The organism is Nocardioides euryhalodurans, assembly GCF_004564375.1.
GTDB classification, from domain to species: Bacteria; Actinomycetota; Actinomycetes; order Propionibacteriales; family Nocardioidaceae; genus Nocardioides; species Nocardioides euryhalodurans.
This window is the reverse complement of sequence record NZ_CP038267.1, coordinates 3,346,900-3,372,651: the sequence shown is the minus strand read 5'-3', so window position 1 is coordinate 3,372,651 and position 25,752 is coordinate 3,346,900. Positions and strand designations below refer to the sequence as shown.

The window sequence follows — 25,752 nt, the reverse complement described above, 5'->3', positions numbered from 1 at the left end:
GCTTCCTCGTGTCGGCGGGCGGGCTCCGCGGCGGCTCCCGGCCAGCTGGGCCGGGAGCCGCCGAGGGGGGTCAGGACAGGAACGCCGAGTCGATGAACTGGTCGACGTTGTCAGCGGTCACCACGGGTGCGTAGAGCTGCACCGTGCGGGGCACCTCGACCTCGACCAGGTCGCTCATGGACTTCCCCTGCGCGACGAGCCGGGCGAGCTTGACCCCGTCCGCGCCCTGCGTCGAGGGGTAGATGACGGTGGCCTGGAGCACCCCGTCACCGCTCTGGATCTGCTCCATCGCCTGCTGCGACCCGGCGCCGCCGACCATGAAGAACTCGTCGCGGCCGGCGTTCTCGATCGCGGCCAGGACGCCGACGCCCTGATCGTCGTCGTGGTTCCAGATCGCGTCGATCTGCGGCGCGGCCTGGAGCAGGTTGGCCGCCGCCTCCTCGCCGCCCTCGACCGTGAAGTCGGCGGCGACCCGGTTGGAGACCTCCAGCCCGCACTCCGAGAGGGCGTCCTCGAAGCCCTGGCTGCGGTCCTGGGTCAGCGGGAGCGAGTCGATCCCGGCGATCTCGGCGACCACGGCGTCCGGGTTGTCGCCCAGCTCCTGGCACATGTACTGCCCGGCGGAGACACCCATGCCGTAGTTGTCGCCCAGCACCGTGACACGGGCCGCGTTCGGGTCGTCGAACTCACGGTCGACGTTGATGACCGTGATGCCGGCCTCCATGGCCTCGAGCGCGATGGGCGTCATCGCGGCCCCGTCGAACGGGAGCAGCACGATGGCGTCGACCTCGTCGTTGATGAAGGTCTCCACCTGGCTGATCTGGAGGTTGACGTCGTTGGTTCCCTCGGCGATCTGGAGGTCGATGTCGGGGTACTCCTCCTGGAGGTCGCGGACGTTGTTGGTGATGGCTGCCATCCAGCCGTGGTCGGCGGCAGGAGCGGAGAACCCGATGGTGACGGTGTCGCCCTCCTCGTCGTTGCTCCCGGCGGCAGCGGCCGGCTGGTCGCTGCCGGAGTCGTCGTTCTCGGCGTCCTGGGCGCTGCCGGTGCAGGCGGACAGGGCCAGGGCGGCGACCGCGCCGGCGGCCACGAGGCCTGTGACACGACGGCTCCGGAGAGTGGTGGTGGTGGTGCGCAGTCGCATGGCTGGTGCTCCTTGTTTTCTCGATGGATGCGGTGGTGCTGGTGCTGCGGTGGTGCGGTGGTGCGGTGTCCGAGGTCTAGGTGGCGGCCGAACGTCTCGCGAGGCGCTGCTGGAGCATCACGGCGACGACGATGATCAGGCCCTTCGCGACCGCCTGGGTCGAGGTGTCCTGGTTGTTGAGGGTGAAGACGTTGGTGAGCGTCGTGAAGATCAGCACCCCGAAGACGGTGCCGACGATCGTGCCGCGGCCCCCGGAGAGCAGGGTCCCGCCGATGACGACGGCGGCGATCGCGTCCAGCTCGTAGAGCTGGCCGTGCGTGGAGCTGCCCGTCGTGGTGCGCGAGATCAGCATCAGGGCGGCGATGCCGCAGCAGACACCGACGAGCACGTACAGCATCACGGTGTGCCGGTTGACGTTGATGCCGGCCAGGCGGGCCGCCTCGGGACTGCCGCCGACCGCGAGGGTGCGGCGGCCGAAGGTGGTGCGGTTGAACACCACCCAGCCGATCGCGGCGACGAGGGCGAAGATGATCACGATGACCGGGACGCCGAGCACGTCGGCGCCGAAGAAGTCCTTGAACTCCTGGACGCTGACGATCTGCGTACGTCGTTCCGAGATGATCTCGGCCAGGCCCCGGGCGCTCGCGAGCATCGCGAGCGTCGTGATGAACGGCACGACCTTCCCGTAGGCGATCAGGACCCCGTTGACCAGGCCGCACCCGGCGCCGACCGCGAGGGCGACGAAGACCATCACCAACCAGTGGGTGTCCTCGGCCATGGTCTGGGTGGCGAAGGTCGTGGCCCACACCGAGCAGAGGGCGAGGATCGCCCCCACCGACAGGTCGATCCCACCGCCGGTGATCACGAAGGTCATCCCGACGCTGACGACGCCGATCGTCGAGGCCAGCCGCAGGATCGTCACCATGTTGTCGACGCTCGCGAAGCGGTCGCCGACGGTGATCACCCCGGCCAGGCAGATCAGCGCGAGGGCGACGACCAGCCCGAGGTTGTGGCCCACGCTTCCGCTGAGGATGCCTGCCCGCGGCGAGCGGTCGGTGGCCGCGGCACGCTGCTCGACCTCCAGGGTGTCGCGCGTCGGCTCGACGGTTTCCTCCGCGAGCCGCCGCTCGGCCGGCCTGTCGGCCCCGGGGCTCGTGCTCTGCTCGCTCATGCGACCCTTCCTTCCATCACGAGGTCCAGGACCCGCGACTCGTCGATCTCCGTCGCCGGTCCCTCGTGGACGACCCGGCCCTCCCTGATGACGAGCACCCGGTCGGAGAGTCCGAGCACCTCCTCGACCTCGCTCGACACCACGACCACGGCCACGCCGGAGTCGGCGAGCGTGCGGATCAGGGCATAGATCTCGGTCCTGGCCCCCACGTCGACTCCGCGCGTCGGCTCGTCGAGCAGCAGCACCTGGCACCCCCGGAGCAACCACCGGGCCAGCACCACCTTCTGCTGGTTGCCGCCCGACAGCAGCCGCACCAGGCGCTCGACGCCGGCGGGCCGTACGTCGAGGGAGTCGGTGACCTCGCTGGCCCGGCGACGCTCGGCACGGCTGTCCAGCAGGCCGAACCGGGAGAACCGCCTGAGCGAGGAGACCGTGACGTTGCGGTAGACCGCCTGGTGGAGCAGCAGCCCCTGGCTCTTCCGCTCCTCGGGGCACAGCCCGACCCCGGCGCGTACGGCGGCCGGCACCGACCCTCCGCGGAGCGGCTGGCCGTGGACCGTGACGGTGCCGGAGGTGGGCTTGCGCGCGCCGTAGACCGTCTCGAGGATCTCGGACCGCCCGGCGCCCACCAGCCCCGCGAGACCGACGATCTCGCCGGTCCGGACCGTGAGGTCCACGCCTGAGAAGGCTCCGGCCAGTGCGAGGTCGCGCACCTCGAGGACGGACGTCGCGTCGGCCGCGACGTTCCCCCGCGGCGGGAAGACGTACTCGATGGACCGGCCGGTCATCAGGCGGATCAGCTCGGAGGTCGGCGTGTCCCGGGCTGCGAGTCCGGTGGCCACCGTCTTGCCGTCCTTGAGCACCGTGATCCGGTCACCGATCTGGCGGATCTCCTCGAGCCGGTGCGAGATGTAGATGATGGCGACGCCCTGTGAGGTGAGCTCGCGGATCACCCGGAACAGGTTGTCGACCTCGCCCTGGTCCAGGACGGCCGAGGGCTCGTCGAGCACGAGGAGCCGGGTGTCGTGGGACAGCGCCCGCGCCATGCTGACCACCTGCTGCGCCGCCGGCGAGAGCATGCCGACCGAGCGTCCCGGCGGGATCTCGGCATGGCCGAGACGGGCGAGGAGCTCCCGTGCCCGCCGGGTGGTCTCGGCCCGCTGGCTGAAGCCCGCGGTGGACAGCTCGTGACCGAGGGAGATGTTCTCGGCGACGCTGAGCCCGGGGACCAGGTCCAGCTCCTGGTAGATCGTGGAGATCCCGATCCGCATCGCCGCCTGCGGCGTCGACAGCGACACCGGCTCGCCCTCCCACCGGATCTCGCCCTCGTCGGGCTGGTAGCTCGCGGAGAGCACCTTGATCAGGGTCGACTTGCCCGCACCGTTCTGGCCGAGCAGGCAGTGCACCTCGCCGGCCCGCACCTCCAGCTCGACCCCGCCGAGGGCGACGACTCCCGGGAAGCGCTTGACGATCCCGCTCATCGAGAGCAGGGGCGCCGTGGTCGTGGTGGTGGTCATGAGGTCGCTCCCAGCTCGGGGACCCCGGCGCGCGGCACGAGCGTGGGGTCCTCGTAGACGTGATCGATGGCGACGGCGGCGCCACCACGGACGGCGGCGGACAGGCCGATGGTCGAGAGCGCGATCCGGGTGCCGCCCGATCCCGGGGCCAGGACACCCGAGGCCACCTCGGCCTCGACGTCGGCCTCGATCCACTCCCCGATCTCGCCGAGGTAGCCGCTGAGCACGATGACCCCCGGGTTGAGCGCGTTGGTCAGGGCGGCCGCGCCGATGCCGACCCACCGTCCCACCTCGTGCAGGGCGGCCAGGGTGCGCTCATCCCCGGCGGCTGCCCGCCGGTTGATCTCGGCGACGCGCTCCTCCAGCTCGAGCTCCGGGCCACGGAGGTCGTCGGTCGGGTCCGCGGCCTCCTCCAGCAGGCGGGTCAGGCCGATCACGGTCTCCCAGCAACCGGTGCGCCCGCAGCCGCAGCGCCGGCCGTCACGGTCGACGACCATGTGGCCGAACTCGCCGGCGAACCCCAGACGCCCCTGGTAGGGGCGGCCGTCGGCGATGATCCCGCCTCCGATGCCGACCTCACCGTGGACCACGAGGATGTCGCGTCGGTCCGGGTCGCCGGGGGTGGCCTCGGCGACCGCGGCGAGGTTGGCCTCGTTGGCCACCTCGACGAGGTAGTCCGGCTCGTCGAGGCGCTCGCGCAGCATCGCGGCCACGGGGACGTCCTGCCAGCCGAGGTTGGGGGCGACCGACACCGTCCCGCGGTCTCGGTCGACGAGTCCGGCGACCCCCGTCACGACCGCGACCGGCTCGCTCCCGCGCTCCGCGACGTCGGCCAGGGTGCCGTGGAGCAGCTCCACCAGCCGGTCGACGACCTGCTCGGGCCGCAGCCCTCGGGTGTCGACCGAGGATCGGTGCTCGCTGACGACCTCGCCGGCGAGGTCGACGGCGAGGGTCGTGACGTGGTTGACGTTGATCTCGGCGCCGACGCCGTACGCCCCCGTGCCGTCGAGCTCGACGATCGTGCCGGGACGGCCGACGGCGCCACGCTCGGCCTTCCCCTCGCGGACCAGGCCGCGCTCCATGAGCTCGCCGACCAGGCTCGAGACGGTGGCCTTGTTGAGACCGAGGTCGGCGGCGAGCCGGGCCCGGGAGCGGGGACCGCCGTCGCGCAGGCCGTGCATGACGAGCGCCAGGTTGGCCCGACGCAGCGTCCGCTGGTCGGCACCACCGGAGCCGGCACCCTGCCAGCCGTCCCGCGCCTGCGCCATGTCGAGTCCCCCCGGCGACGTCGCCGATTAGTTTGATGGACCGCCAAACTAATCGTGTGGCACGCGTCACGTCAAGGGTCGGGTGTGGGTGTCGCGCGGTGGTCTGGTCAGCCGAGGCGGGACAGGTGCAGGCCGCTGGCCTCGCGGTAGCGCTCGCGCACGGCGGGCACCGCGGCCGCGTCGTAGCGGCGGGTGCCGGTCCGCGGCCACGTCGGCGGGACGTCGTCCCCCAGGAGCGCCCAGGCGGCCTGGCGGGCCGCGCCGTCGGCGACGTACTCCCCCGCCGGCGGTACGTCGACCGGCAGGCCGAGCACCTGCGGCGCCGAGGTCCGGACCGCCTCGGAGGCGGCCGCGCCCCCGACCAGCAGCACCCGCCGCGGCTCCACTCCGGTCGCCGCCACGGCCTGCATGCCGTCGGCCAGCCCGCAGAGAAGGCCCTCGACCGCCGCGCGGGCGAGGTCGTGACGGGTGGCCGAGGCCAGGGTCAGGCCGTGCACCGACCCCGTGGCGTCCGGGAGGTTGGGGGTGCGCTCGCCCTCGAGGTACGGCACCAGGACCAGGCCACCGGCACCCGGCGCCGCCTGCATCGCGAGCTCGGCGAGGCCGTGGTGGTCGACGCCCAGCAGGCCGGCCACGGCGTCGAGCACCCGGGCCGCGTTCAGCGTGGCCACGAGCGGGAGGAAACGGCCGGTGGCGTCCGCGAACCCCGCGACGGTGCCGGTCGGGTCGACGGTCGGGCTGTCGGTCACGGCGGTGACGACACCCGACGTCCCGATCGAGACGACCACGTCTCCCACCTCCGCGCCCAGCCCGAGTGCTGCGGCGGCGTTGTCCCCGGCACCCGCTGCGAGCAACGTCCCCCCGGGCGTCGTCGCCGCCGCTGCACCCGGTGCGACCACCCGCGGCACCCGGGGCACCGAGCCGAAGGCCTGCTCGAGGAGGTCCTCGCGGTAGGAGCCGGTCACGGCCGACCAGTAGCCGGTGCCGCTGGCGTCGCTGCGGTCGGTCGTCAGGTCCGCCAGGTCCGTCGCCCCCGACAGCCGCCAGGTCAGCCAGTCGTGCGGCAGGCAGACCGCTGCCGTACGGCGGGCGTGCTCGGGCTCGTGCTCGGCCAGCCACCGCAGCTTGGTGATCGTGAAGGACGCCACCGGGACCACGCCGACGGCCTCCGCCCAGGCCCTGCCGCCGACCTCGGGCCCGCCGAGCTCGTCGACCAGGTCCCGTGCCGCCCCCGCCGAGCGGGTGTCGTTCCACAGCAGCGCCGGACGTACGACGTGGCCGTCCTCGTCCAGGCAGACCATGCCGTGCTGCTGGCCGCCGACCGACACGGCGGCCACGTCCTCGAGGCCACCGGCGAGGCCGACCGCGGTCTGGAGCGCGGTCCACCACGCCTCGGGATCGACCTCCATCCCCTCGGGGTGCGGGGCGCGTCCCTCACGCACCAGGCGTCCGGTCCGGGCCTCCCGGACCACGACCTTGCAGGACTGCGTCGAGGAGTCGATGCCCGCGACGAGCGGGCCAGGTGTCGTCATGCGCCGGAATAGTGGCACAGATGGTGGCGACGCAGGTCCGACTGCGGCTACGGCACCAGTCGTCGGGACCGGTCGCGGCAGACGAGGAGCGCCCCCAGGAGCGAGCCGAGGAGCACCGGTCCGACCACGAGCAGCCCTCGTGGCGACTGGTCGTCAGCCGACGCCGGCTCGACCCCGGCGGGGACGACGGTCGGTACCGAGGGGGAGGTCGTGCCGGTGCCGGGCGCGACCGCCACGCAGTCGACGTCGAACGTTCGTCGGCCCAGGACCCGGTCGTCGGCCAGCAGCTCCACCACCACCGTCTGGTCCTCGAAAGCGGTCAGGTCACCGACGATGGTGGTCTCCTCGCCCCCGTGGATCGGCGCGCTGCGCTGCACGACCCGACCGTCGATGCGGATCGTGAAGACCACGGTCGAACCGGGGTCGCCGTCGTTGGCCAGGGTCAGGGTGGTGCTCGGCGGTGGACACACGGCACCGGCGATCCCGACCCGCGGCGCCGGCTCCGGGGCCACGCAGTCGGGTGAGATGACGAACCGCGCGACCTCGACCCCGTCGACGAGGATCACCGCGGTCACGGTCTGGTCCTCGTACGCCGACAGGTCGGCCGCGCCGGTCTCCGTCGCGCCAGGCGCAACCGTGACGGGTGCCCCCACCGGGGTCCCGTCGACCGTCGCGGTCACCTCGACCGGCTCGGTGCCGTTGTTGGTGAGGGTGACCGTGCCCTGCGCCGTGGCCCCGGAGCAGCCGAGCTGCGCCGTGAGCTCCACGTCGGGCGGGCCGGCCTCGCAGTGCACGGTGACGACCTTGCTCGCGACGATCTCCCCACCAGAGCGGACGGTGACGGCGAAGGTCTGGTCCTCCCGGGTGGCGAGCGCGGGTCCGAGCACGACCGTCTCGCTGGCGCCCGGCGCGACGGGGCCGACGCGTCGCACCACCGACCCGTCGACGCCGATGGCGAAGAACGCGGGCTGGGTGGCGTCCGGGGCGTTGCTGACCGTGATCGTGAGGGTGGGCAGCGTGCCGGCACACTCGACGTCCCCGATCGTCGCCGACGGCAGCGGCCCCACGTCCGGCTCCACCTCGCAGCCGTTCTCGAGCACCGAGCGGCCCTCCGGCCAGTTCAGCCCGCCGGGCAGCCCGGGGATCGGCGGGATGATGTCGCCCCAGTTGTCGGCCCCCACGGTGAAGATCGGGCCCGTGTGGCCGGCGTGGGCGTTGAGCGCCGCCGACTGGGCCACGGCGATCTGGTCGTAGGGGTTGGTCGGCGAGGTCGTGCGGTGGCAGATCGTCACCTTCTGCTCGGGCGCCGCCGACGCGGGCGGCGCCAGCGTGACCAAGCCGGCCACCAGCGCGAGCAAGAGGATGGTGAGGCGCCCGAGGCGCCCGTGCTTCGCCATCTCCATGGCCTCTCCCTCAGCAGCTGGAGCCGATTCCACCCGCGCAGTGTGGCACCGGGCGGGCGCCGTGAGAAGGGGCCACTACTTGCGACCGGCAACGAAGTAGGCGACCGGGCCGACCGGCTGCACGAACGTGGCGAGGGCCCACGCCGCCTTCGGTCCCCGTACGCCCTCCGCGGGCCGGCGGGCCAGGTCGACGAGGGCCGCCACGGTCAGGACGGTCTCGACCACCCCCACGGCGACGATGGCGCGCTGCTGCGACGGGCTGAGCTCGGACCACGACTTCTGTGCCACGCGCCGAGGCTATCCCCGGACAGCACCGTGGCGGTTCACCCTCCTCGGGGGATGCCTCGGCCGTCCCTCCCCACGAGAGTGGGCCCACCCCACCGAGGGACCGAGGAGCAGCGATGCACGTGACCGGCGCGGCCCGCGAGGTCTCGCGCGCCCTCGTCGACGGCACCGGGCTGACCCCCCACGAGATCGCGGCGCTCGCCACCGTCGCCGCGGCCGCGACCGCCGCGCTCGTGACGCTGCGCGTGTACGACTATCTGCACGACGCGCGTCCGGCACCTGCGCGCGTCCGGCGCTGAGCACCTCCCTGCTGGAAGATCGTCATCTGCAGTCGGATCGCGTGCGGGACCCTCACGAACTAGGCTCAGGAGGTGCAGGCTGGCCAGGCTCGGAGAGCGGATGCGCCCGTGGTGGCGCTGGTTCTCGATGCGGGAGGCGCTCGCTCGGCCTACCAGGTGGGCGCGCTGGAGGTGCTCCTGCCGGCCGTGGCGGAACGCGGAACCCGGCCCCGCGTGCTGGTCGGAACCAGCGCCGGCGCCCTGCTCACGGCCGCGCTCGGCGCGACGGCCCACCTGGAGCCGGACGAGCAGACCACGCGGCTCGACAACGTGCTCAGCCACACCACGAAGCAGAACGTGATGCGCCCGCTGTGGAGGCAGGTGCCCGACGTGGTCGTGCGGTACGCGTCGGAGACGCTGGGGCTGTCGCACTTCCGGCTGCGCGGGTTGTTCGGAAGCCAGCCACTCGCCCAGACCCTCGCGACGCACATCGACTGGGATGCCCTGCACCGCAACGTCACGGACGGCGTCATCGGGTCCGTGGCCGTCACGGCGACCTCCGTCCGAACCGGGCGGGTCACCATGTTCACCGAGTCCGGCTCCCCCGTACCTCGCTCGGCGCCCGAGTACCACGGGCGCTTCGTCGCCGCCCGGCTCGACGTCCCCCACCTGATGGCCTCCGCGGCGATCCCGGTCCTGTTCCCGTCGGTGCACGTCGACGAACCGGCCGAGGCGGCGGGGTGGTTCGTCGACGGCGCCACCCGCCGACGAGCGCCTCTCGCTCCCGCACTCGAGCTCGGTGCCGATCGGGTGGTCGTGGTCGGCACCGGCGGGCTACGCCCACCAGCCGCAGAACCCGACCTGGACCGGGTCGCCGTCGACCTGGGAGACGCCGGGGCCACCCTGCTCGGCGCAGTCATGGACGACCCGCTGCGACACGACCTGCGACGGCTCACGGACCTGAACGGGCTGACCGGCGACGCCGAGCTCGCCCCGATCCTCGAGCGTCACCGCGCGGCCCGAGGCCGGGACGCGTACCGCACGGTCCCCTACGTCGCCGTCGCGCCCGAGGACGGCGAGGAGCTGGCTCGGACCGCGATCCAGGTCTTCCGCGCCAACCACGGCTCGCTGATGCGCACCCTCGGCGATCCCGACCTGCAGATCGTGCACCGGTTGCTCGGCAGCGACAGCCCGCTGCAGGGCGAGCTTCTCTCCTACCTCCTGTTCGACCCCGACTTCTTCGCCGCAGCCGCCGCCTTCGGGCGCCGCGACGCCCTGCGTTGGGTCGAGCAGAACCCGGACCTGTGGCGGACCGATGCCCTTCCGGACCCTTGAGCGCCGACGGGTCGCCCTGATTCAGACGTTGAAGCGGAACTCCACGACGTCGCCGTCCTGCATCACGTAGTCCTTGCCCTCCATGCGGACCTTGCCGGCCTCCTTGGCCTTGAGCATCGACCCGGCCTCGAGGAGGTCCTCGAACGAGACGATCTCGGCCTTGATGAAGCCCTTCTGGAAGTCGGTGTGGATCACGCCCGCGGCTTCGGGGGCCGTCGACCCCTTGCGGATCGTCCAGGCGCGGGCCTCCTTGGGCCCGGCGGTGAGGTAGGTCTGCAGGCCGAGGGTGTCGAAGCCGACCCGGGCCAGCTGGTCGAGGCCGGGCTCGGTGATGCCCATCTCGGCCAGCATCTCGCGGGCCTCGGCGTCATCGTCCAGCTCGACCAGCTCCGCCTCGAACTTCGCGTCGAGGAAGATCGCCTCGGCGGGCGCGACCAGGTCACGCATCCGCTGCTTGAGGTCCTCGTCGACCAGCTCGTCGGCGTCGCAGTTGAAGACGTAGATGTACGGCTTGGCCGTCAGCAGGGACAGCTCGCGGAGCAGCGCTCGGTCGAGGTCGGTTGCGATGATCGGCGTCCCAGCCTCCAGCGCCGCCTGGGCCTCCCTGGCGACCGCGACGACCGGGAGCAGCTCCTTCTTGCCCTTCGCCTCCTTCTCCAGCCGCGGGACCGCCTTCTCTACCGTCTGCAGGTCGGCCAGGATCATCTCGGTCTGGATCGTGGAGATGTCGCTCGCAGGGTCGACCTTGCCGTCGACGTGCGTGACGTCCTCGTCGCGGAAGACCCGCGTCACCTGGCAGATCGCGGCCGACTCCCGGATGTGGGAGAGGAACTTGTTGCCGAGTCCCTCGCCCTCGCTGGCGCCGCGGACGATCCCGGCGATGTCGACGAACTCGACGGTCGCCGGCAGGACCCGCGCGCTGTCGAAGACCTCCGCCAGCTGCGGGAGCCGCTCGTCGGGGACCCCCACGACGCCGACGTTCGGCTCGATCGTCGCGAACGGGTAGTTCGCCGCGAGCACGTCGTTCTTCGTGAGGGCGTTGAAGAGGGTGGACTTGCCGGCGTTGGGCAGGCCGACGATGCCGATGGTGAGAGCCACGGGCGGGCAGTCTACGGCGCTGGCGGACCCGCCCCGAATCACCGGCGTACCCGCCGGGACGCGGACAGCCCTCCCGCCGGGGGGAGGCGGGAGGGCTGTCGCGGGGGGAGGCGGGGTCAGGAGCCGTACAGCGCCCTGGCACCCGCCCGGTCGGTCTCGGTCATGCTGAGGTCGTCGGAGGACCCGTTGCACTGGGGGTAGTGCATGATCGAGGCCGAGTCGTAGGGCGTCAGCGGGCGCCAGTTGTTGTCCTCGAAGCAGGTGCCCGACTCGGGACGCGTGTGCTCGTGGCGGAAGCCCAGCGTGTGGCCCAGCTCGTGGGCGACGATGTTGGAGGGCGTCCAGGACCCGGAGGTCCAGATCGAGTCGTCCACGAGGACGTTGCGCGACCGCTTCGGGCTGCTCGGGAAGAACGCCCGCGCGATGTAGCTGCTGGAGTTCACCGGCTCGACGGAGAAGAGCACGTTGTTGTTGCGCGTGTTGCAGCTGGCGTCCTGGGCCGGGACGTGCACGAAGTCGACCGCCGACGAGGCCGCCTCCCACTGGCCGGCCCCGCTGGCCATCGCGGTGACCATCCGGGAGTGGTCCGAGCCGAACTTGGTGCTCACGCAGTACGTCAGGTTGCCGACCTGCGAGGCGCTCCACCTGTCGTCCTGGCCGTTGACCCGGTTGACGATGAGCCCGTCCTCGACCTGACGACCGGTGTGCCTGTCGCCCACCATCTGGTCGTAGAACTGGCGGAGCCGCCCGTCCGTGGCGACCGGCTCGTCGCCGTTGACGATGTACTGCGCGTCGGAGTCGACGTACGTCGAGGCGCGGAAGTCCTGGTAGGACGGGGCGTCGCCGTACTCGTTCGCAGCCTGGGCGGGGAGCGCCGAGACGGCGAGCGCGCCGGCCGCGAGGGTGGCGGCGGCGACGGTGCGGGGGTTGAGGCGCGTCATGGACCTTCCTTCTGTGAGGGTGCCGAGCAGGCTGCCGAGTGAACCGCTGCCGGACCCGCCGCCACCAGACCCCGCCCGGCTCAGGTTCGTGCGCTGCACACATCTGAGGCGGGCTAGGGTCGCGGGGTGCGCCTCGCCACCTGGAACGTCAACTCACTCCGCTCCCGCATCGACCGGGTCGAGGCGTTCCTGCAGCGGCACGACGTCGACGTGCTGGCGCTCCAGGAGACCAAGGCCCGCGAGGACCAGCTGCCGTTGATGGGCCTGCAGGCGATGGGCTACGAGGTCGCCGCTGCCGGGGTGAACCAGTGGAACGGCGTGGCGATCCTGAGCCGGGTGGGGCTCGCGGACGTCGAGGTCGGCTTTCCGGGCCAGCCGGGCTGGGGCGAGCCCGCGGCGGCCGAGGCGCGGGCACTCGGAGCCACCTGTGGCGGCGTACGGGTGTGGTCGCTGTACGTCCCCAACGGCCGCAAGCCGGACGACCCGCACTACGTCTACAAGCTCGACTGGCTGGCCCGGCTCCGTGACGCGGCCACCGGCTGGCTCGGCGAGCCGACCGCGCTCGTGGGCGACTGGAACATCTGCCCCACCGACGACGACGTCTTCGATCCCGCACAGTTCCGCAACAGCACCCACGTCACCCCGCCCGAGCGGGCCGCCTTCCAGGCGTTCCTCGACGAGGGATACCTCGAGGTCACCCGCGAGCACGCCCCGGGCTACACCTACTGGGACTACTACCGCCAGCGCTTCGAGCGCGACCGCGGGCTGAAGATCGACTTCGTGCTCGGCTCCCCGTCCCTGGCCGAGCGCGTGACCGGCGCCTTCATCGACCGCGACGAGCGGGCCGGGACCGGAGCCTCGGACCACGCGCCGGTCGTGGTGGACCTCACGACCCCGTAGGGCGGCCGCGGTGCCCCGATCCTCACCCGGCCGCCCTACTGTGTCCCGCGTGCCCGAGACGCTGAACCGCCTCCGCCGGATCGACCCGTGGGGGCCGGCGCTCGCCGCCGCCTCCGTCGTGGTGTTCCTGGTCCACGGCTTCGGCGGGATCCTCACCCGCGACCTCGCGCTGTACGCCTACGGCGGGCAGCAGTTCGCCGAGGGCGTCCCGCCCTTCGTGTCGGTCCTCAACCGCGCCGGACCGCTGGCCCACATGGTGCCGGGCGTCGCCACCTGGGTGGGCCGGCTCCTCGGGGCGGACTCCGGCTCCGACGACCTGTTCGTGATGCGGCTGCTGATGATGGTGCTGTCCGTCGCCGCGGTGTGGGTGGTCTACCTCCTCTCCCGGGACGCGTTCGGGTCGCGTCTCGCCGGGGTCGCCGCCGCGTCGAGCCTGCTCGCGTTCCAGGGCTTCGTCACCTACGCCACCGGTGGTCCGCGCGAGAAGACGACCATGATGCTCCTGGTCGCGATCGCCCTGTGGGCCGTCGTGCACCGGAGGTGGGGCCTCGCCGGGACCACGGTCGCACTGGCCACCCTGACCTGGCAGCCCGTCTTCTTCGGCGGCGCCGCCGCCGCCGCCGTCGCGATCCTGCTGCTCCGGGCCCGTCGGGCACAGCTCACGGCCCTGGTCCGCTTCGCCGTCGGCGGCCTGCTCACGACGGCTGCCTTCGTCCTCTACTACGTGCTGGTCGACGCGCTCGAGGAGTTCCTGGACGCCTTCTACTTCATCAACGCGACCTACACCCGTCAGACCGGGCTGCTGGCCTACTTCGCGGACGAGCCGAGCGAGATCTTCGACGGCTTCGGCTGGTCGCTGTGGCTGATCCTGCTCGGTCTGGCCGCGATGGTCGTGCTCGGAGCCGTGCGCGTCCGCCGGCTCGACCGCGACGACCCGCACACCGTCGCGGTGGTCGCCCTCGGCGGCGGCACGCTGGCCAGCGTGCTGTGGTCCTGCTACGTCTTCAACGGCTGGGCCGACGCGATGTTCATGCTGCCCTTCGCGGCGGCCGGTCTCGGCGGCCTGGTCCACCTGGTCGCCCGGCTGGTCCCGGCCCGTGCGGGCACGGTCGTCGTGGCGGCGTACGTCGCGATCGTGCTCGTGGCCGCCACGCTCTCGTCGTGGCAGACGCGCGACGAGCGGCTGTGGGCGATGCGCGACGTCAACGAGGACGTCCTCGAGGTCGTGGGGCCCGACGCGACGGTGATGTCGGTCGGCGCGCCGCAGCCCCTGGTCTTCGGCCGCATGCGCAACATCGTCTACCACCAGATGTTCATCGCCGGCCTCTACGAGTACGTCGACGACACCTGGCCCGGCGGCCTCGAGGGCCTGGCCGCGGACATCGAGGACGAGCGCCCCACGCTGATCACGATCGACCACCCCACCTGGTACGACTTCATCGACCCGGTCGTCGAGCGCCACTACGAGGAGCTCGGCACGACCTACCTGATGACGTGGTACGTCGACCGGTCCCTCGGCGAGGCGGAGCTCGAGGAGCTCCGCGAGATCGTCGGCCGGGACCTCCCGGACGACTGAGGGTGGGACGCTTCCGGATCGATCCCTGGGGCCCGCTGCTGGCCCTCGCCGCACTCGGCGTCCTGCTGCTGCGCGGGTTCGAGGGTCGGCTCGGCGCCGACCCGGCGCTCTACGCGTATGCCGGCCAGCAGCTCGCCGAGGGAGCACCTCCCTACGTGGGGGTCCAGAACCGGGCCGGCCCGCTGGCGCACCTGGTCCCCGGGCTGGGGGCGATGGGGGCGCGTGCGATCGGGATCGACGACCTCCTCGGGATCCGGCTGCTGATGGCCCTCGTCTCCGTCGGGGCCGTCTGGGTGGCCTACCTGGTCGCCCGCGACACCTTCAGGTCCCGGGCGGTCGGGGCGGTGGGCGGTGGCACGCTGCTCGCCCTCCAGGGGTTCGTGGAGCTCGGGACCTCCGGTCCGCGCGAGAAGACGACGATGGTGCTGTTCGTCCTGCGGGCGATCTCCCGCCGGGCCTGGCTGTACGCCGGGGTAGCCGTCGCTCTCGCCACGCTCGCCTGGCAGCCGTCGTTCCTCCCGGCCTCCGTCGCGGTGCTGGCCGCGGCGGTCCTCGAACCCTCGTGGCGGGCCCGGCTCCGCGCGGTCCTGGGGGTCGTCCTCGGCGGCCTGACGGTGCTCGCGGTGACGGTCGCCGGCTTCGCGGCGGTGGACGCCGTGCCCGAGTTCTACGAGGGCTTCGTCGGCGTCCACCTCGGCGGGTACACGACCCAGGCCACGGTCCTGGACCGACTCGCAGCGCAGCCTGCGAGCCTGGTCGAGGGCTACGGCTGGTCCGTGGGGCTGCTCGCCCTCGGCACGGTCGCGACGTTGGTGCTCGCCGGTGCCGTGCTCGCGCGCCCGGGCCGCGGCCACGGCACCCGACCCACGCGGGTCGCCCTCGGCGCCGGCACCCTCGGGTGCCTGGCGTGGACGCTGGTCGCCTACCAGGGATGGCCGGACTCCCTGGTCCTGCTGCCGTTCGCCGCGCTCGGCGTGGCGGGCGCGGCCGGGTCGGCCGCCCGTGTCCTCCCGGACCGGGCCGGACGGCGCACGCTCGCGACGGTGGCGGTGTGCCTGGTGGTCGCGGCGGCTGCCTCCTCGTGGTCGAGCCGACCCACCGGGTTGGCCGGGCAACGCGAGCTCGCGGCCGACATGATCGCCGCTGCCGGCCCGGACGCGACCGTCCAGTCGTTCGCGTCCTCTGCCCCGCTGGTGCTCACGGGAAGGACCAACCCCACCCGCTACGTGAACTTCGGGCGTGGCCTCGCCCGCTACATCGACGAGCAGGTCCCTGGCGGCCTCGCCGGGCTGGCCGCCGACGTCGAGCGCCGCGAGCCCACCCTCCTGGTCATGGGCAAGCCGCACGCGGCCGGCTACACCTGGTTGCGCCCGGTGCTCCGCGAGCACTACGTGCTGCTCGGTGGCAGCCGGGAGGACGGCTTCTGGTTCGCCACCACCTCGCTCGAGGACGAGCGGGTCGACGACCTGCGCGGTGTCCTCGAGGACGCCGGGGTCCCCACGGCGTCGCCGCGCGCGTGACACGCCGCTCCTGACCCGGGCTTGCGGCGGGCCTTCGCGAGTTGCGACCATCCGCGCGTGATCGATGGCCGGTGGGAGCCGGCCGCGGCCTCGCACGCTGGAAGGACCTCTCGGGTTGTCGAATGCTCTCCCGTCCCGGATCGACCGTGTCGGAGTCCTGGTCGCCCTCGCGGCCACCGGGGTCTTCCTGCTCCACGGCTTCCGGGGCAACCTGGGCCAGGACGCCGCGGTCTACGCGTACGCCGGGCAGCGGGTCGCCGACGGCGTACCTCCCTACGTCGGGATCCTGAACCGGTCCGGCCCGCTCGCCCACCTCGTGCCGGGAGTCGGCGCCCTGGTCGGCCGCGTCGTCGGGACCGACGACCTGCTGGCCATGCGGGTCCTGCTGGCGCTCGTCTCCGTGGCCTCGGTCTGGCTGGCCTACCTCGTCGCCCGCGACTGGTGCGGCTCCCGGCTCGCCGGGCTGGTGGCCGGGACGACGATGCTCACCTTCGGCGGGTTCGTGCACTACGCGACGTACGGACCACGCGAGAAGACCACGATGATCTTCTGCATCCTGCTGACCCTGTGGGCGATCGGGCGCCGCCGGTGGGTCACCGCCGGTGTCGGCACGGCGTTGGCGACGCTGACCTGGCAGGGCGCCTTCTTCCCCCTCGTGGTCGCGGCGCTCGTGGCCCTGCTGCTGCTCCCCGGCCGCCGGTCCACCCTGAGCGCGCTCGGCCGCTACCTCGGCGCCGGCGTCGTGGTGACCGCCGTGACCCTGCTCGGCTTCTGGGTGGTGGGGGCGCTCCGGGCGTTCCTCGAGGGCTTCCTGCTCGTCAACCTCGGCTACACCGAGCAGCGGGGCCTCCTCGAGGCGTGGGCCCGGGTCCCCGAGATCCTGCGACCCGTCTACGGCTGGTCCACCGTGCTGCTGATCGGCGGCAGCCTGGCGTGCGTGGTCCTGGCGGCGCTCGCGGCCCGACGGCTCGACCGCGCCTCCCCCACCGCGGTCGGCGTGGTCGCGACCGGCGCGGGGGTCCTCGCCGAGCTCGGCTTCAGCCTGACGGCCTTCCAGGGCTGGCCCGACGCCCTGGTCTTCGTCCCGTTCGCTGCCCTCGGCACCGCCGGGGTGCTCCACCTCCTCACCCGTGCACTCGACGCGCGAGCACGGCGGGCGGTGCTCGCCGTGGCCTCCGTCGCCCTGCTGGTCGCGGCCGCGCAGGGCTCGTGGTCGACCCGCAACACCCTCCTGGAGGAGCAGCGGGAGCAGGCGCACGCACTGCTCGCGGTCACGGGTCCGGAGGCGACCGTCCTCTCGATCGGCTCTCCCCAGCCGCTGGTCCTCGCCGACCTCGACAACCCGATCCGCCACCAGATGTTCCTCAACGGGATGACGGAGTTCGTGGACGACACCCGGCCGGGCGGCCTCGAACAGCTCGTCGAGGACCTCGAGCGGATCCGGCCCACGATCATCGCCGTCGACCGGCCGGTGACGCACGACTGGCTGCAGCCCTTGCTCGCGGAGGACTACGTGCGCCTCGGGGGGTCACGGGCGAGCGTCCGCTGGTTCGTGATCGACACGCTGAGCCGGGAGGACGTACGTCGGGCGCGTGAGCTCGTGCATGCGGGGCCTCTGACGACGGAAGTGCCCCTCGTGGGACGATCCGGCCCATGACCGACCTGCTCGACCGGGAGAGCTTCTCGTACTCGATCGTGATCCCCGTCTACAACAGCGAGGAGATCGTCGGGACGACCATCGACCGCGTGGTCGAGGTGTTCACCGAGGCCGGGCTGCGGCACGAGGTGGTCCTCGTCAACGACGGCAGCAGCGACGACAGCTGGCGGGTGATCTCCGAACGTGCGGCACGGACGCCGGGGGTGGTCGCGCTGGACCTGATGAAGAACTACGGCCAGCACTACGCCAACCTCGCCGGCCTGCGCGAGGCCGGCGGCGACTACGTCATCACCATGGACGACGACCTGCAGAACCCTCCCGACCAGGCGCTCGTGCTCATCGACAAGGCGATGGCGGGCCACGAGGTCGTCTTCGGCCAGTTCGAGCAGAAGCAGGCCGCGGGCCACCGGCGCCTGGGCAGCAGGCTGATCGGCCTCATCAACCGGCGCGTCTTCGGCCAGCCCACGGACCTGGTCGTCTCCAACTTCCGGATCCTGCGGCGCGACGTCGTGGACCGCATCGTCTCGTCGCGCACCGCCTACCCCTACATCACCGGTCAGGCCCTGATGTTCTCGGGCAACCGCGCCAACGCCACCGTCCGCCACGACCCGCGCCCGGCGGGCAAGAGCACCTACAGCCTGATCAAGATCCTGCGGCTGGTCACCACGATCCTCTTCAGCTACAGCTCGTGGCCGCTGCGCGCCGCCGCGCTCGTCGGCTTCGCGATCTCCGGGCTGAGCTTCCTGCTCGGCGGCTTCCTGCTCGTGCGCGCGCTGGTCACGGAGTCGATCGTGCCGGGCTGGACCTCCATCATGGTCCTCGTGTCGCTGTTCGCCGGTTTCATCATCGCGCTGCTCTCGATGATCGGCGAGTACGTCGTCCGGACGCTCAACACCGTCAGCTCGGACGCGACCTTCCACGTGGTGCGGAGGGTGGCCCGGTGACGCGGCACTTCCTCGTCGTCGGCGCGCAGCGCTGCGGGACCACCTGGTTGCACGACCAGCTGGCCGCCCACCCCCAGATCGCGATGGCCCGGCCCTCGCGGCCGGAGCCGAAGGTCTTCCTCGGGGACGATCCTGTCGACGCCGATGCCTACCGCGCCCGCTGGTTCGCCCACGCCGCCGGTGCGGTGGTGCTCGGCGAGAAGAGCACGAGCTACCTCGAGAGCCCGACCGCGCCCGACCGGGTGGCCGAGGCCCTGGGCACGCCGCAGGTCGTGGTGCAGCTGCGCGACCCGATCGCGCGCGCCGTCTCCAACTGGAGCTTCAGCCGCGACCACGGCGTCGAGAACCGCCCGCTCGCGGAGGCGCTGCGGGCCAACCTCGACGGACCGCACCCGTGGGACCCCGCGACGTCGTCGGTCTCGCCGTACGCCTATCTCGAGCGCGGCCACTACGTCCGCGACCTCTCCCGCTGGCTGGACCGCTTCCCCGTCCGCATCCAGCTGCTCGAGGAGATGCTGGCCGAGCCCACGCGGATCGCCGAGCTCTACGCCTGGCTGGGGGTCGACCCGGACGTCCGGCCCGAGGCGGACGAGGACCCGGTCAACGCCAGCACCACGGCCGGCGGGGAGCTCGACGACGACCTGGTCGCGCGGCTGCGCCACCACTTCCGGGAGAGCGACGAGGCCCTCGCGGGCCTGCTCGGTCGCGACCTCCCGTGGACCACGAGGAGCCTGACATGAGCGACATCCCCTTCAACCGACCCGAGGTCACCGGGCAGGAGATGGACCTCATCGGCGAGGCGGTGGCCAGCGGCCACACGTCCTCGGGAGGGCCGTTCTCCCAGCGTGCCGGAGCACTGCTGAAGGAGGCCACGGGCGCCCAGGAGGTGCTGCTCACGACCTCGTGCACCGACGCCCTCGAGCTCAGCTGCCTGCTGCTCGACCTCGGCCCCGGCGACACCGTCGTCGTGCCGTCGTTCACCTTCACCAGCAGCGCACTGGCCTTCGCCCGGCAGGGCGCACGGATCCTCTTCTGCGACGTCGAGCCGGACACGCTGGGCCTCGACCCGCGCCACCTCGCCGAGCTGCTGGACGACTCGGTCCGGGCGGTCGTCGTCGTCCACTACGCCGGGGTGGCGTGCGACATCGACGGCATCCGTGCCGCCCTGAGGGACCGGCCCGACGTGACGATCGTCGAGGACGCCGCCCACGGCCTGTTCGGCCGCTGGCGCGACCAGCCGCTCGGCAGCCTGGGACGGCTGAGCACGCTGAGCTTCCACGAGACCAAGAACTTCATCTGCGGCGAGGGCGGAGCGCTCCTGCTCAACGACCCGGCCGACGTCGACCGCGCCCGCGTCCTCTACGACAAGGGCACCGACCGGCAAGCCTTCTTCCTGGGCCAGGTCGACAAGTACTCCTGGCGCGACACCGGCTCCTCCTTCGGGATGTCCGACGTGCTGGCGGCCTACCTCCTCGCCCAGCTCGAGCAGGCGGAGTCGATCCAGTCCCGGCGCCGGGCGGTCTTCGAGGGCTACCTCGGGAGGCTGGCCGGGCCTGCCGAGGAGCTCGGCCTGCGGCTCCCGGTCCTCCCCGACCACGTCGACCCCGCCTGGCACCTCTTCCACGTGCTGCTCCCGGACCCCGGGATGCGGCCCGGGGTGATGCAGGCGATGCGCGAGCAGGGTATCGCCACGACCTTCCACTACGTGCCGCTGCACAGCTCCGAGGGCGGCCGGCGCTTCTCGGCCCGTCCCACGGAGTGCCCGGTGTCCACCGACGTCAGCGCGCGGCTGGTGCGGCTGCCGTTCTTCAACACGCTCACCGAGGCCGACGTGGCGCGGGTGAGCGAGAGCCTCGTGGCCGCGGTGAGGGCCACGTCGTGACCCAGCAGCGCCAGGGGTCGGCCTCGATCGAGCAGCCCGACTACTGGTGGTACCGCGCCCGTGCCGAGCTGCTCCACGCCGCCCTGGGCGACCACCTCGGCAACCCGGGCCGGCTCCTCGACGTCGGCAGCGCCGACGGGCCGAGCGTGACCTGGATGCACGGGGCGGAGCAGCACGTCTCCGTCGACCTCGACCCCCGCGGCCTCGTCCCCGGCCAGGGTGTCCGGGCCTCCGCGCTCGACCTGCCCTTCCCGGAGGCCACGTTCGACGTGGTGGCCGCCTTCGACGTGATCGAGCACTGCGAGCCCGAGGCCCGCGCGGTCTCAGAGCTCGCGCGGGTGCTGCGTCCTGGCGGTCGGCTGCTGCTCTCCGTCCCGGCCTACCAGTGGGCCTGGACCGACCACGACGTCCGGGCCGGCCACCACCGTCGCTACACCCAGCCGCGGTTGCTGGCGGCCGTCGAGGCAGCCGGTTTCGACGTACGCCGCTGCACGCACGGGTTCGCCGGGGTGTTCCCGCTGTTCGCGGTCGAACGGCTGCTGCGACGGGTGCGTCGCTCCGCGCCGGCGGACGACGGCCTGCCGCAGCCCTCCCCCACCGTCGAGCGGCTGATGCTCGGCGCGAGCCGGGTCGAGCAGTGGGTGCTCAGGCGGCGCGACCTGCCGTTCGGGTCATCGATCTTCCTGGCCGCCGAGAAGCCGGTCTGAGCGCACGTCCAGCACCACGAAGGCCACCCACGCGGTGGCCTCGACCGCGAGGAAGGTGGCGGCCGTGTCGTCGAGGGCGCTCCCGCCCCGCAGCAGGAAGGCCGCGGGGCCGGCCGGGGCCGCGACGAGCCACACCCAGGCGGCGGCGACCGGGCGACCACGGGCCAGGGTGCCGATGGTCCAGACGAGGTTGGCGAGGGCGAAGACGCTGCCGACGGCGATGACGGCGGTGGCACCCGGCTCCAGTCGTACCCCCTCCCCGAAGACCAGCTCCATCAGGTCCGGCCCGAGCCAGGCGGCCCCCAGGCCGCCCAGGAGCCCGAGCACGACCGTGGCCGCCACGACGCCGTGCCGCACCCGCCGCAGCGTCGCACGGCGCCGGGCGACGACGAGCCGGGTGAGTCGGCCGGTGAGGGCCGAGACGAGCCCGAGCCCGAGGGTGTAGGGCGCCCGGAAGAGCGCGAGGCCGGCGAAGAGCGCCGTCACCTCGGCCGGAGCTCCCCCGACGGCCGCCAGCAGCACCGGTCCGCCGGTGAGTGTCACCTGGGCGAGCAGCTGGCCGGCGGAGGCGGCCGACACGAAGGCGAGCGACGGACCGGCAGCGCCGGCGTTCCCCCGGCGCGGGACCAGCGCGGCCGGCCAGATCAGGACGGCGGCGTACCCGGCCACGAGCGCGAGTCCGTACGCAACGGGGTCCTCCACCCCACCGGCCATCAGCACGGCGGCGGCCGCGCAGCGCAGCGCGTTCTCCACGGCCAGCCCGGTGCCCACGGCGCTGAAGCGCCGCCGGGCACTGAGGGTGCCGCGCACGAGCCCGATCAGCGCCGACCCGACGCCCACCGCGACGACCAGCAGCGGGAAGGACGCGCCGTCGAGGCCGAAGAGCCGGTCGCGGGCGAGCCAGGCGAGACCGCCGGCCGCGAGGGAGACGGCAGCCACGGCTGCGGCGACCCGCGGCAGCCCGTGGCGGATCCCACCCTCGCCGTGGTCGAGCGCCGACTGTCGTGCGATCCAGTGCTGGATCGGGAAGGTCAGCGCAGCACCGGCGAAGCTCCACCACGCCCAGAGCACGGCCACCGGGGCGGCGTCGTCGGCGCCGAGCGCACGGGTGACCATCGCGAAGAAGACGTAGGCGAGGACGCCGCCCCCCAGCGATCCTGCTGCCAGGACCGACGCGTCACGTCCGCCTCGGGCGGTCACCGGCTTCTCCATCGGTCGCTGATTGTGCCGGACCCGGACCTGTTTCCCCGCACCGACGGACCTGTCGGTGGGCTCCGGCATGCTCGACCCCATGGAGACAGCGGAGTTGCTCGTGGTGCTGGTGGTGCTGGTGCTCGGCCTGCTGCTGGGCGTCGCCCTCGGCTGGCTGGCGGCCCGCTCGCGCCCGCAGGTGGCGGCGGGGATGGTCGAGCAGTCCGAGGTGATGCAGGGCCTCGACCGGCTCAGCGACCAGGTGCTCGACCTCGACCGGCAGCGCGCCAGCTGGCAGGGGGAGCTGCACCAGCACGTCTCCGCGCTCCAGCAGGAGACCCGCTCGCTCTCGACCGCGCTGCGCCGTCCCCAGGTGCGCGGCCGCTGGGGAGAGCTCCACCTGCGCCGCGCCGTCGAGCTGGCCGGGCTGGTCGACCGCTGCGACTTCCGCGAGCAGGTGCAGGTCGACGACGGTGCCCGCCGGCCCGACCTCGTCGTCCACCTCGCCGGTGGCCGGACCGTCGTGGTCGACGCCAAGGTGCCCCTCGACGCCTACCTCGACGCCACCTCGACCGAGGACGCCGCCGTCCGTGACGACGCGCTCGCGCGCCACGTCCGTCAGCTGCGCCACCACGTCGACGCGCTCGGCTCGAAGTCCTACTGGCGTTCCTTCGACGAGACGCCCGAGTTCGTGGTGCTGTTCGTGCCGGCGGAGTCGTTCCTCGCGGTCGCGCTCGAGACCGACGGTTCCCTCATCGAGTACGCCGCGGCCCGGCAGGTCGTGCTGGCGTCCCCGACGACCCTGATCGCGCTGCTGCGCACCGTCGCCCACGGCTGGCGCCACGAGGCGCTCGCCGGCCGGGCCCGGGAGATCCACCACCTCGGGCGTGACCTCCACGAGCGGCTGGGGACGCTCGGGAGCCACCTCGACCAGGTGGGTCGCTCGCTCACCGGCGCCGTCACGAGCTACAACCGCGCCGTCGGGAGCCTCGAGTCGCGGGTCCTGGTCGCCGCTCGCCGGTTCCACGACCTGTCGGTGACCGACGACGAGCTGCCCACCCCGCGCCAGGTCGAGACGGCCACCCGCTCCGTGGCGGGCGTGGAGCTGCGCAGCGTCGACCGGCGCGCCGCGTCCGGTGAGGACTGAGGTCGCCCTACGGTGGTGAGCGTGTCGCAGAGCACGGACCGGGAGCGGCGCACCCTCTGGGAGGAGGGCCGCGAGCCCGGCCTCCAGGTGGTCGCCCTCGGAGTGGCGGTCTCCCTCAGCGCGCTCGCGATCGACCTGGCCCTCGGCGGCGACGTCGGCCTGTTGTTCGACCTCAGCTTCGTCGCGCTCTGCCTCGGGCTCGCGCTGGCCGTGCGACCACGCGACTTCTTCGTCGTGGGGGTGCTGCCCCCGATGCTGATGGTCGGGGTGCTCCTGCTGCTCGAACTGACCCGCCCCGCGGTGCTCGGCCACCCCCGGGACGGCGCGATCCAGTCCTTGGTGACAGGGCTGGCCGACCACAGCGGCGCCCTCGTCGCCGGCTACGTCCTCACCCTCGCCACGCTCGCGCTCCGCCAGCGCTTCGCCGGTCGCGCCACCGCCGCGGCCGAGGCTCAGGCAGCGAACCTCGACGGGTCGCCCGCGCCGACCCGGACCACCTCCGGATAGCCCTCCGACCAGTCCACGACCGTCGTCGGCTCCGGGAGCACCTCGCCGGACTCGACGACGATGTCGACCTGGTGGTCGAGCTCCTCCTTGATCTCCCAGCCGTGGATGCGGGGCTCGTCCTCGCCCGGGAGGATCAACGTGCTGGTGAGCAGCGGCTCACCGAGCTCCTCCAGCAACGCACACACCACCACGTGGTCGGGGATCCGCACCCCCACGGTCCGCTTCTTGGGGTGCATCAGGCGGCGCGGCACCTCGCCCGTCGCCGGCAGGATGAAGGTGTACGGCCCCGGTGTCGCGGCCTTGATGGCGCGGAACGCCGCGTTGTCGACGTGGACGAACTGCCCGAGCTGGGCGAAGTCCTTGCACATCAGGGTGAAGTGGTGCCGGTCGTCGAGCTGGCGGATCCGCAGGATCCGGTCGCGACCGTCCCGGTTGCCGAGCTGGCAGCCCAGTGCGTAGCCGGAGTCGGTGGGATAGGCGATCAGCGCGTCGTCGCGCAGCGCGGCGACGACCTGGCCGACCAGCCGCGGCTGGGGGTTCTCCGGGTGGAGGTCGACGTACCTCGCCACGGCCCGCGCCCGGTCCCTACGCGCGTCCGGCGGCCTGCTGGGCAGCCGCCTTGAGGTCGCGACGCAGCTCCTTGGGGAGCGCGAAGATCAGCGATTCCTCGGCGGAGTGCACCGCCTGGGCGTCGGGGTAGCCGCGCTCGGCGAGGAAGTCGAGGACGCCGCGCACCAGCTCCTCGGGGACGCTCGCTCCGGAGGTGACGCTCACCGTCGAGACGCCGTCGAGCCACGCCTCGTCGATCTCCGAGGCGTCGTCGACGCGGTAGGAGGCCGCGGCGCCCGCCTCGAGAGCGACCTCGACCAGCCGGACCGAGTTGGAGGAGTTGCCGGAGCCGACCACGATCACCAGGTCGGCGTCGCGGGCGATCTCCTTGACGGCCAGCTGACGATTCTGGGTGGCGTAGCAGATGTCGTCGCTCGGCGGGTCCAGCAGCGCCGGGAAGCGCTCCCGGATCGCGGCCACGGTCTCGAGGGTCTCGTCGACGCTCAGCGTGGTCTGCGACAGCCAGGCGACCCGCTCGGGGTCCCGGACGACGATCTGGTCGACGTCGCCGGGGCCCTGGACCAGCTGGATGTGGTCGGGAGCCTCACCGGCGGTCCCCTCGACCTCCTCGTGTCCCTCGTGGCCGATCAGCAGGATGTCGTAGTCCTCACCGGCGAAGCGCTTGGCCTCGTGGTGGACCTTGGTGACCAGCGGGCAGGTCGCGTCGATGGTCTTGAGCTCGCGCTCGGCGGCCTGGCGGTGCACCTCGGGCGACACCCCGTGGGCGGAGAAGACCACGGTCGCCCCCTCCGGCACCTCGTCGAGCTCCTCGACGAAGATCGCGCCGCGAGACTCCAGGTCGGAGACGACGTGCTTGTTGTGCACGATCTGCTTGCGGACGTAGACCGGGGAGCCGTAGAGGTCCAGGGCCTGCTCGACGGTCACCACCGCGCGGTCGACGCCGGCGCAGTAGCCCCGGGGCGCCGCGAGCAGCACGACCCGCTCGGCCTCGTCGGGGCTCAGGACGGGAGGGGTCCCCAGGTCGGTCGTCATGGGGCCGAGTCTAGGGAATCGCGGGTGAGGTGCCGAGTCGGCGACCGTGCTGCTCCGCGCCACCGTGCTGCGCGGCCGATGAGACTGGGCGAGGTTCCGGGTCTGCTCGTCCGTGACGTACGCGTCGGCCCGGGGAGGCCGTCGGCT

Annotated in this window: 24 protein-coding genes; 12 read left to right on the top strand and 12 right to left on the bottom strand. The window is 72.7% G+C overall.

Annotated elements, in window-relative coordinates:
- Positions 1–70: 70 nt before the first annotated feature.
- The 7 genes from EXE57_RS16360 to EXE57_RS16330 form a co-directional block, all read right to left on the bottom strand.
- Positions 71–1,144: a substrate-binding domain-containing protein gene (locus EXE57_RS16360; protein ID WP_135079324.1), complete on the bottom strand. Its 1,074-nt coding sequence runs from the start codon at positions 1,142–1,144 to the stop codon at positions 71–73.
- Between the two features lie 76 nt (positions 1,145–1,220).
- Positions 1,221–2,315 carry an ABC transporter permease gene (locus EXE57_RS16355; RefSeq protein ID WP_135079322.1) on the bottom strand — a complete coding sequence of 365 codons (1,095 nt, stop codon included), beginning with the start codon at positions 2,313–2,315 and terminating at the stop codon, positions 1,221–1,223.
- Positions 2,312–3,832, bottom strand: a complete 1,521-nt coding sequence (locus EXE57_RS16350; protein WP_208542885.1) for a sugar ABC transporter ATP-binding protein — start codon at positions 3,830–3,832, stop codon at positions 2,312–2,314. Before EXE57_RS16350 ends, EXE57_RS16355 begins: the two co-directional genes overlap by 4 nt.
- A complete protein-coding gene (locus EXE57_RS16345) occupies positions 3,829–5,100 on the bottom strand; it encodes an ROK family transcriptional regulator (RefSeq protein ID WP_135079320.1) in 1,272 nt (423 codons plus the stop codon). The genes EXE57_RS16350 and EXE57_RS16345 overlap by 4 nt, the downstream gene beginning before the upstream one ends.
- Before the next feature lie 107 nt (positions 5,101–5,207).
- Positions 5,208–6,632: a xylulokinase gene (gene xylB / locus EXE57_RS16340; protein WP_135079318.1), complete on the bottom strand. Its 1,425-nt coding sequence runs from the start codon at positions 6,630–6,632 to the stop codon at positions 5,208–5,210.
- Between the two features lie 47 nt (positions 6,633–6,679).
- A complete protein-coding gene (locus tag EXE57_RS16335; RefSeq protein ID WP_135079316.1) occupies positions 6,680–8,035 on the bottom strand; it encodes a hypothetical protein in 1,356 nt (451 codons plus the stop codon).
- Between the two features lie 75 nt (positions 8,036–8,110).
- Complete coding sequence (locus EXE57_RS16330) at positions 8,111–8,323, bottom strand: PLD nuclease N-terminal domain-containing protein (protein ID WP_135079314.1); 213 nt, start codon at positions 8,321–8,323, stop codon at positions 8,111–8,113.
- Positions 8,324–8,436: 113 nt separating this feature from the next.
- Between EXE57_RS16330 and EXE57_RS16325 the strand changes: the two genes are divergently transcribed.
- Complete coding sequence (locus EXE57_RS16325) at positions 8,437–8,619, top strand: hypothetical protein (RefSeq protein ID WP_135079312.1); 183 nt, start codon at positions 8,437–8,439, stop codon at positions 8,617–8,619.
- 108 nt (positions 8,620–8,727) lie between these two features.
- Positions 8,728–9,933: a patatin-like phospholipase family protein gene (locus EXE57_RS16320; protein ID WP_167305946.1), complete on the top strand. Its 1,206-nt coding sequence runs from the start codon at positions 8,728–8,730 to the stop codon at positions 9,931–9,933.
- A gap of 21 nt (positions 9,934–9,954) precedes the next feature.
- Here the strand turns inward: EXE57_RS16320 and ychF are convergent, their stop codons facing one another.
- Complete coding sequence (ychF, locus tag EXE57_RS16315) at positions 9,955–11,031, bottom strand: redox-regulated ATPase YchF (RefSeq protein ID WP_135079308.1); 1,077 nt, start codon at positions 11,029–11,031, stop codon at positions 9,955–9,957.
- A 116-nt stretch (positions 11,032–11,147) separates the two neighbouring features.
- Entirely contained in the window at positions 11,148–11,972 is an 825-nt protein-coding gene (locus EXE57_RS16310) for a M57 family metalloprotease (protein ID WP_135079306.1), read from the bottom strand.
- A gap of 126 nt (positions 11,973–12,098) precedes the next feature.
- On the opposite strand from EXE57_RS16310, the gene EXE57_RS16305 reads away from it, so the two are divergent.
- The 8 genes from EXE57_RS16305 (at position 12,099) to EXE57_RS16270 (ending at position 21,158) form a co-directional block, all read left to right on the top strand.
- The gene (locus EXE57_RS16305; RefSeq protein ID WP_135079305.1) at positions 12,099–12,872 is read left to right on the top strand and encodes an exodeoxyribonuclease III; all 774 of its coding nucleotides are present in this window, start codon (positions 12,099–12,101) and stop codon (positions 12,870–12,872) included.
- Positions 12,873–12,921: 49 nt separating this feature from the next.
- Positions 12,922–14,448, top strand: a complete 1,527-nt coding sequence (locus tag EXE57_RS16300; RefSeq protein WP_135079303.1) for a glycosyltransferase 87 family protein — start codon at positions 12,922–12,924, stop codon at positions 14,446–14,448.
- A 2-nt stretch (positions 14,449–14,450) separates the two neighbouring features.
- The gene (locus EXE57_RS16295; RefSeq protein ID WP_135079301.1) at positions 14,451–15,968 is read left to right on the top strand and encodes a hypothetical protein; all 1,518 of its coding nucleotides are present in this window, start codon (positions 14,451–14,453) and stop codon (positions 15,966–15,968) included.
- A gap of 115 nt (positions 15,969–16,083) precedes the next feature.
- On the top strand, positions 16,084–17,625 hold the full coding sequence (locus EXE57_RS16290; RefSeq protein ID WP_167305945.1) for a DolP-mannose mannosyltransferase: 1,542 nt from the start codon (positions 16,084–16,086) through the stop codon (positions 17,623–17,625).
- Positions 17,622–18,569, top strand: a complete 948-nt coding sequence (locus tag EXE57_RS16285) for a glycosyltransferase family 2 protein (protein ID WP_135079297.1) — start codon at positions 17,622–17,624, stop codon at positions 18,567–18,569. The genes EXE57_RS16290 and EXE57_RS16285 overlap by 4 nt, the downstream gene beginning before the upstream one ends.
- Positions 18,566–19,309 carry a sulfotransferase family protein gene (locus EXE57_RS16280; RefSeq protein ID WP_135079295.1) on the top strand — a complete coding sequence of 248 codons (744 nt, stop codon included), beginning with the start codon at positions 18,566–18,568 and terminating at the stop codon, positions 19,307–19,309. Before EXE57_RS16285 ends, EXE57_RS16280 begins: the two co-directional genes overlap by 4 nt.
- Positions 19,306–20,451, top strand: a complete 1,146-nt coding sequence (rffA, locus tag EXE57_RS16275; RefSeq protein ID WP_135079293.1) for a dTDP-4-amino-4,6-dideoxygalactose transaminase — start codon at positions 19,306–19,308, stop codon at positions 20,449–20,451. The genes EXE57_RS16280 and rffA overlap by 4 nt, the downstream gene beginning before the upstream one ends.
- Entirely contained in the window at positions 20,448–21,158 is a 711-nt protein-coding gene (locus tag EXE57_RS16270) for a class I SAM-dependent methyltransferase (RefSeq protein ID WP_135079291.1), read from the top strand. Before rffA ends, EXE57_RS16270 begins: the two co-directional genes overlap by 4 nt.
- On the opposite strand, the gene EXE57_RS16265 is transcribed toward EXE57_RS16270, so the two are convergent.
- A complete protein-coding gene (locus tag EXE57_RS16265; protein ID WP_135079289.1) occupies positions 21,123–22,370 on the bottom strand; it encodes a hypothetical protein in 1,248 nt (415 codons plus the stop codon). The genes EXE57_RS16270 and EXE57_RS16265 overlap by 36 nt on opposite strands.
- Positions 22,371–22,449: 79 nt before the next feature.
- Here EXE57_RS16265 and EXE57_RS16260 point away from each other — a divergent pair, with 79 nt between their 5' ends.
- The gene (locus tag EXE57_RS16260) at positions 22,450–23,496 is read left to right on the top strand and encodes a DNA recombination protein RmuC (RefSeq protein ID WP_135079287.1); all 1,047 of its coding nucleotides are present in this window, start codon (positions 22,450–22,452) and stop codon (positions 23,494–23,496) included.
- Between the two features lie 21 nt (positions 23,497–23,517).
- Positions 23,518–24,003 (top strand): DUF6542 domain-containing protein, encoded by a 486-nt coding sequence (locus EXE57_RS16255; RefSeq protein ID WP_135079285.1) that lies wholly within the window; start codon positions 23,518–23,520, stop codon positions 24,001–24,003.
- On the opposite strand, the gene EXE57_RS16250 is transcribed toward EXE57_RS16255, so the two are convergent.
- On the bottom strand, positions 23,949–24,572 hold the full coding sequence (locus EXE57_RS16250; protein ID WP_135079283.1) for an L-threonylcarbamoyladenylate synthase: 624 nt from the start codon (positions 24,570–24,572) through the stop codon (positions 23,949–23,951). The two genes, EXE57_RS16255 and EXE57_RS16250, sit on opposite strands and share 55 nt — an antisense overlap.
- Positions 24,573–24,588: 16 nt before the next feature.
- The gene (locus tag EXE57_RS16245; RefSeq protein WP_135079281.1) at positions 24,589–25,605 is read right to left on the bottom strand and encodes a 4-hydroxy-3-methylbut-2-enyl diphosphate reductase; all 1,017 of its coding nucleotides are present in this window, start codon (positions 25,603–25,605) and stop codon (positions 24,589–24,591) included.
- Between the last annotated feature and the right edge of the window lie 147 nt (positions 25,606–25,752).

Bases quoted from the DNA above. Each gene is read 5' to 3' on its own strand.
- EXE57_RS16360 (WP_135079324.1), bottom strand. From the start codon at position 1,144: ATGCGACTGCGCACCACCACCACCACTCTCCGGAGCCGTCGTGTCACA.
- EXE57_RS16355 (WP_135079322.1), bottom strand. From the start codon at position 2,315: ATGAGCGAGCAGAGCACGAGCCCCGGGGCCGACAGGCCGGCCGAGCGG.
- EXE57_RS16350 (WP_208542885.1), bottom strand. From the start codon at position 3,832: ATGACCACCACCACGACCACGGCGCCCCTGCTCTCGATGAGCGGGATC.
- EXE57_RS16345 (WP_135079320.1), bottom strand. From the start codon at position 5,100: ATGGCGCAGGCGCGGGACGGCTGGCAGGGTGCCGGCTCCGGTGGTGCC.
- xylB (WP_135079318.1), bottom strand. From the start codon at position 6,632: ATGACGACACCTGGCCCGCTCGTCGCGGGCATCGACTCCTCGACGCAG.
- EXE57_RS16335 (WP_135079316.1), bottom strand. From the start codon at position 8,035: ATGGAGATGGCGAAGCACGGGCGCCTCGGGCGCCTCACCATCCTCTTG.
- EXE57_RS16325 (WP_135079312.1), top strand. From the start codon at position 8,437: ATGCACGTGACCGGCGCGGCCCGCGAGGTCTCGCGCGCCCTCGTCGAC.
- EXE57_RS16310 (WP_135079306.1), bottom strand. From the start codon at position 11,972: ATGACGCGCCTCAACCCCCGCACCGTCGCCGCCGCCACCCTCGCGGCC.
- EXE57_RS16285 (WP_135079297.1), top strand. From the start codon at position 17,622: ATGACCGACCTGCTCGACCGGGAGAGCTTCTCGTACTCGATCGTGATC.
- rffA (WP_135079293.1), top strand. From the start codon at position 19,306: ATGAGCGACATCCCCTTCAACCGACCCGAGGTCACCGGGCAGGAGATG.
- EXE57_RS16265 (WP_135079289.1), bottom strand. From the start codon at position 22,370: ATGGAGAAGCCGGTGACCGCCCGAGGCGGACGTGACGCGTCGGTCCTG.
- EXE57_RS16260 (WP_135079287.1), top strand. From the start codon at position 22,450: ATGGAGACAGCGGAGTTGCTCGTGGTGCTGGTGGTGCTGGTGCTCGGC.
- EXE57_RS16245 (WP_135079281.1), bottom strand. From the start codon at position 25,605: ATGACGACCGACCTGGGGACCCCTCCCGTCCTGAGCCCCGACGAGGCC.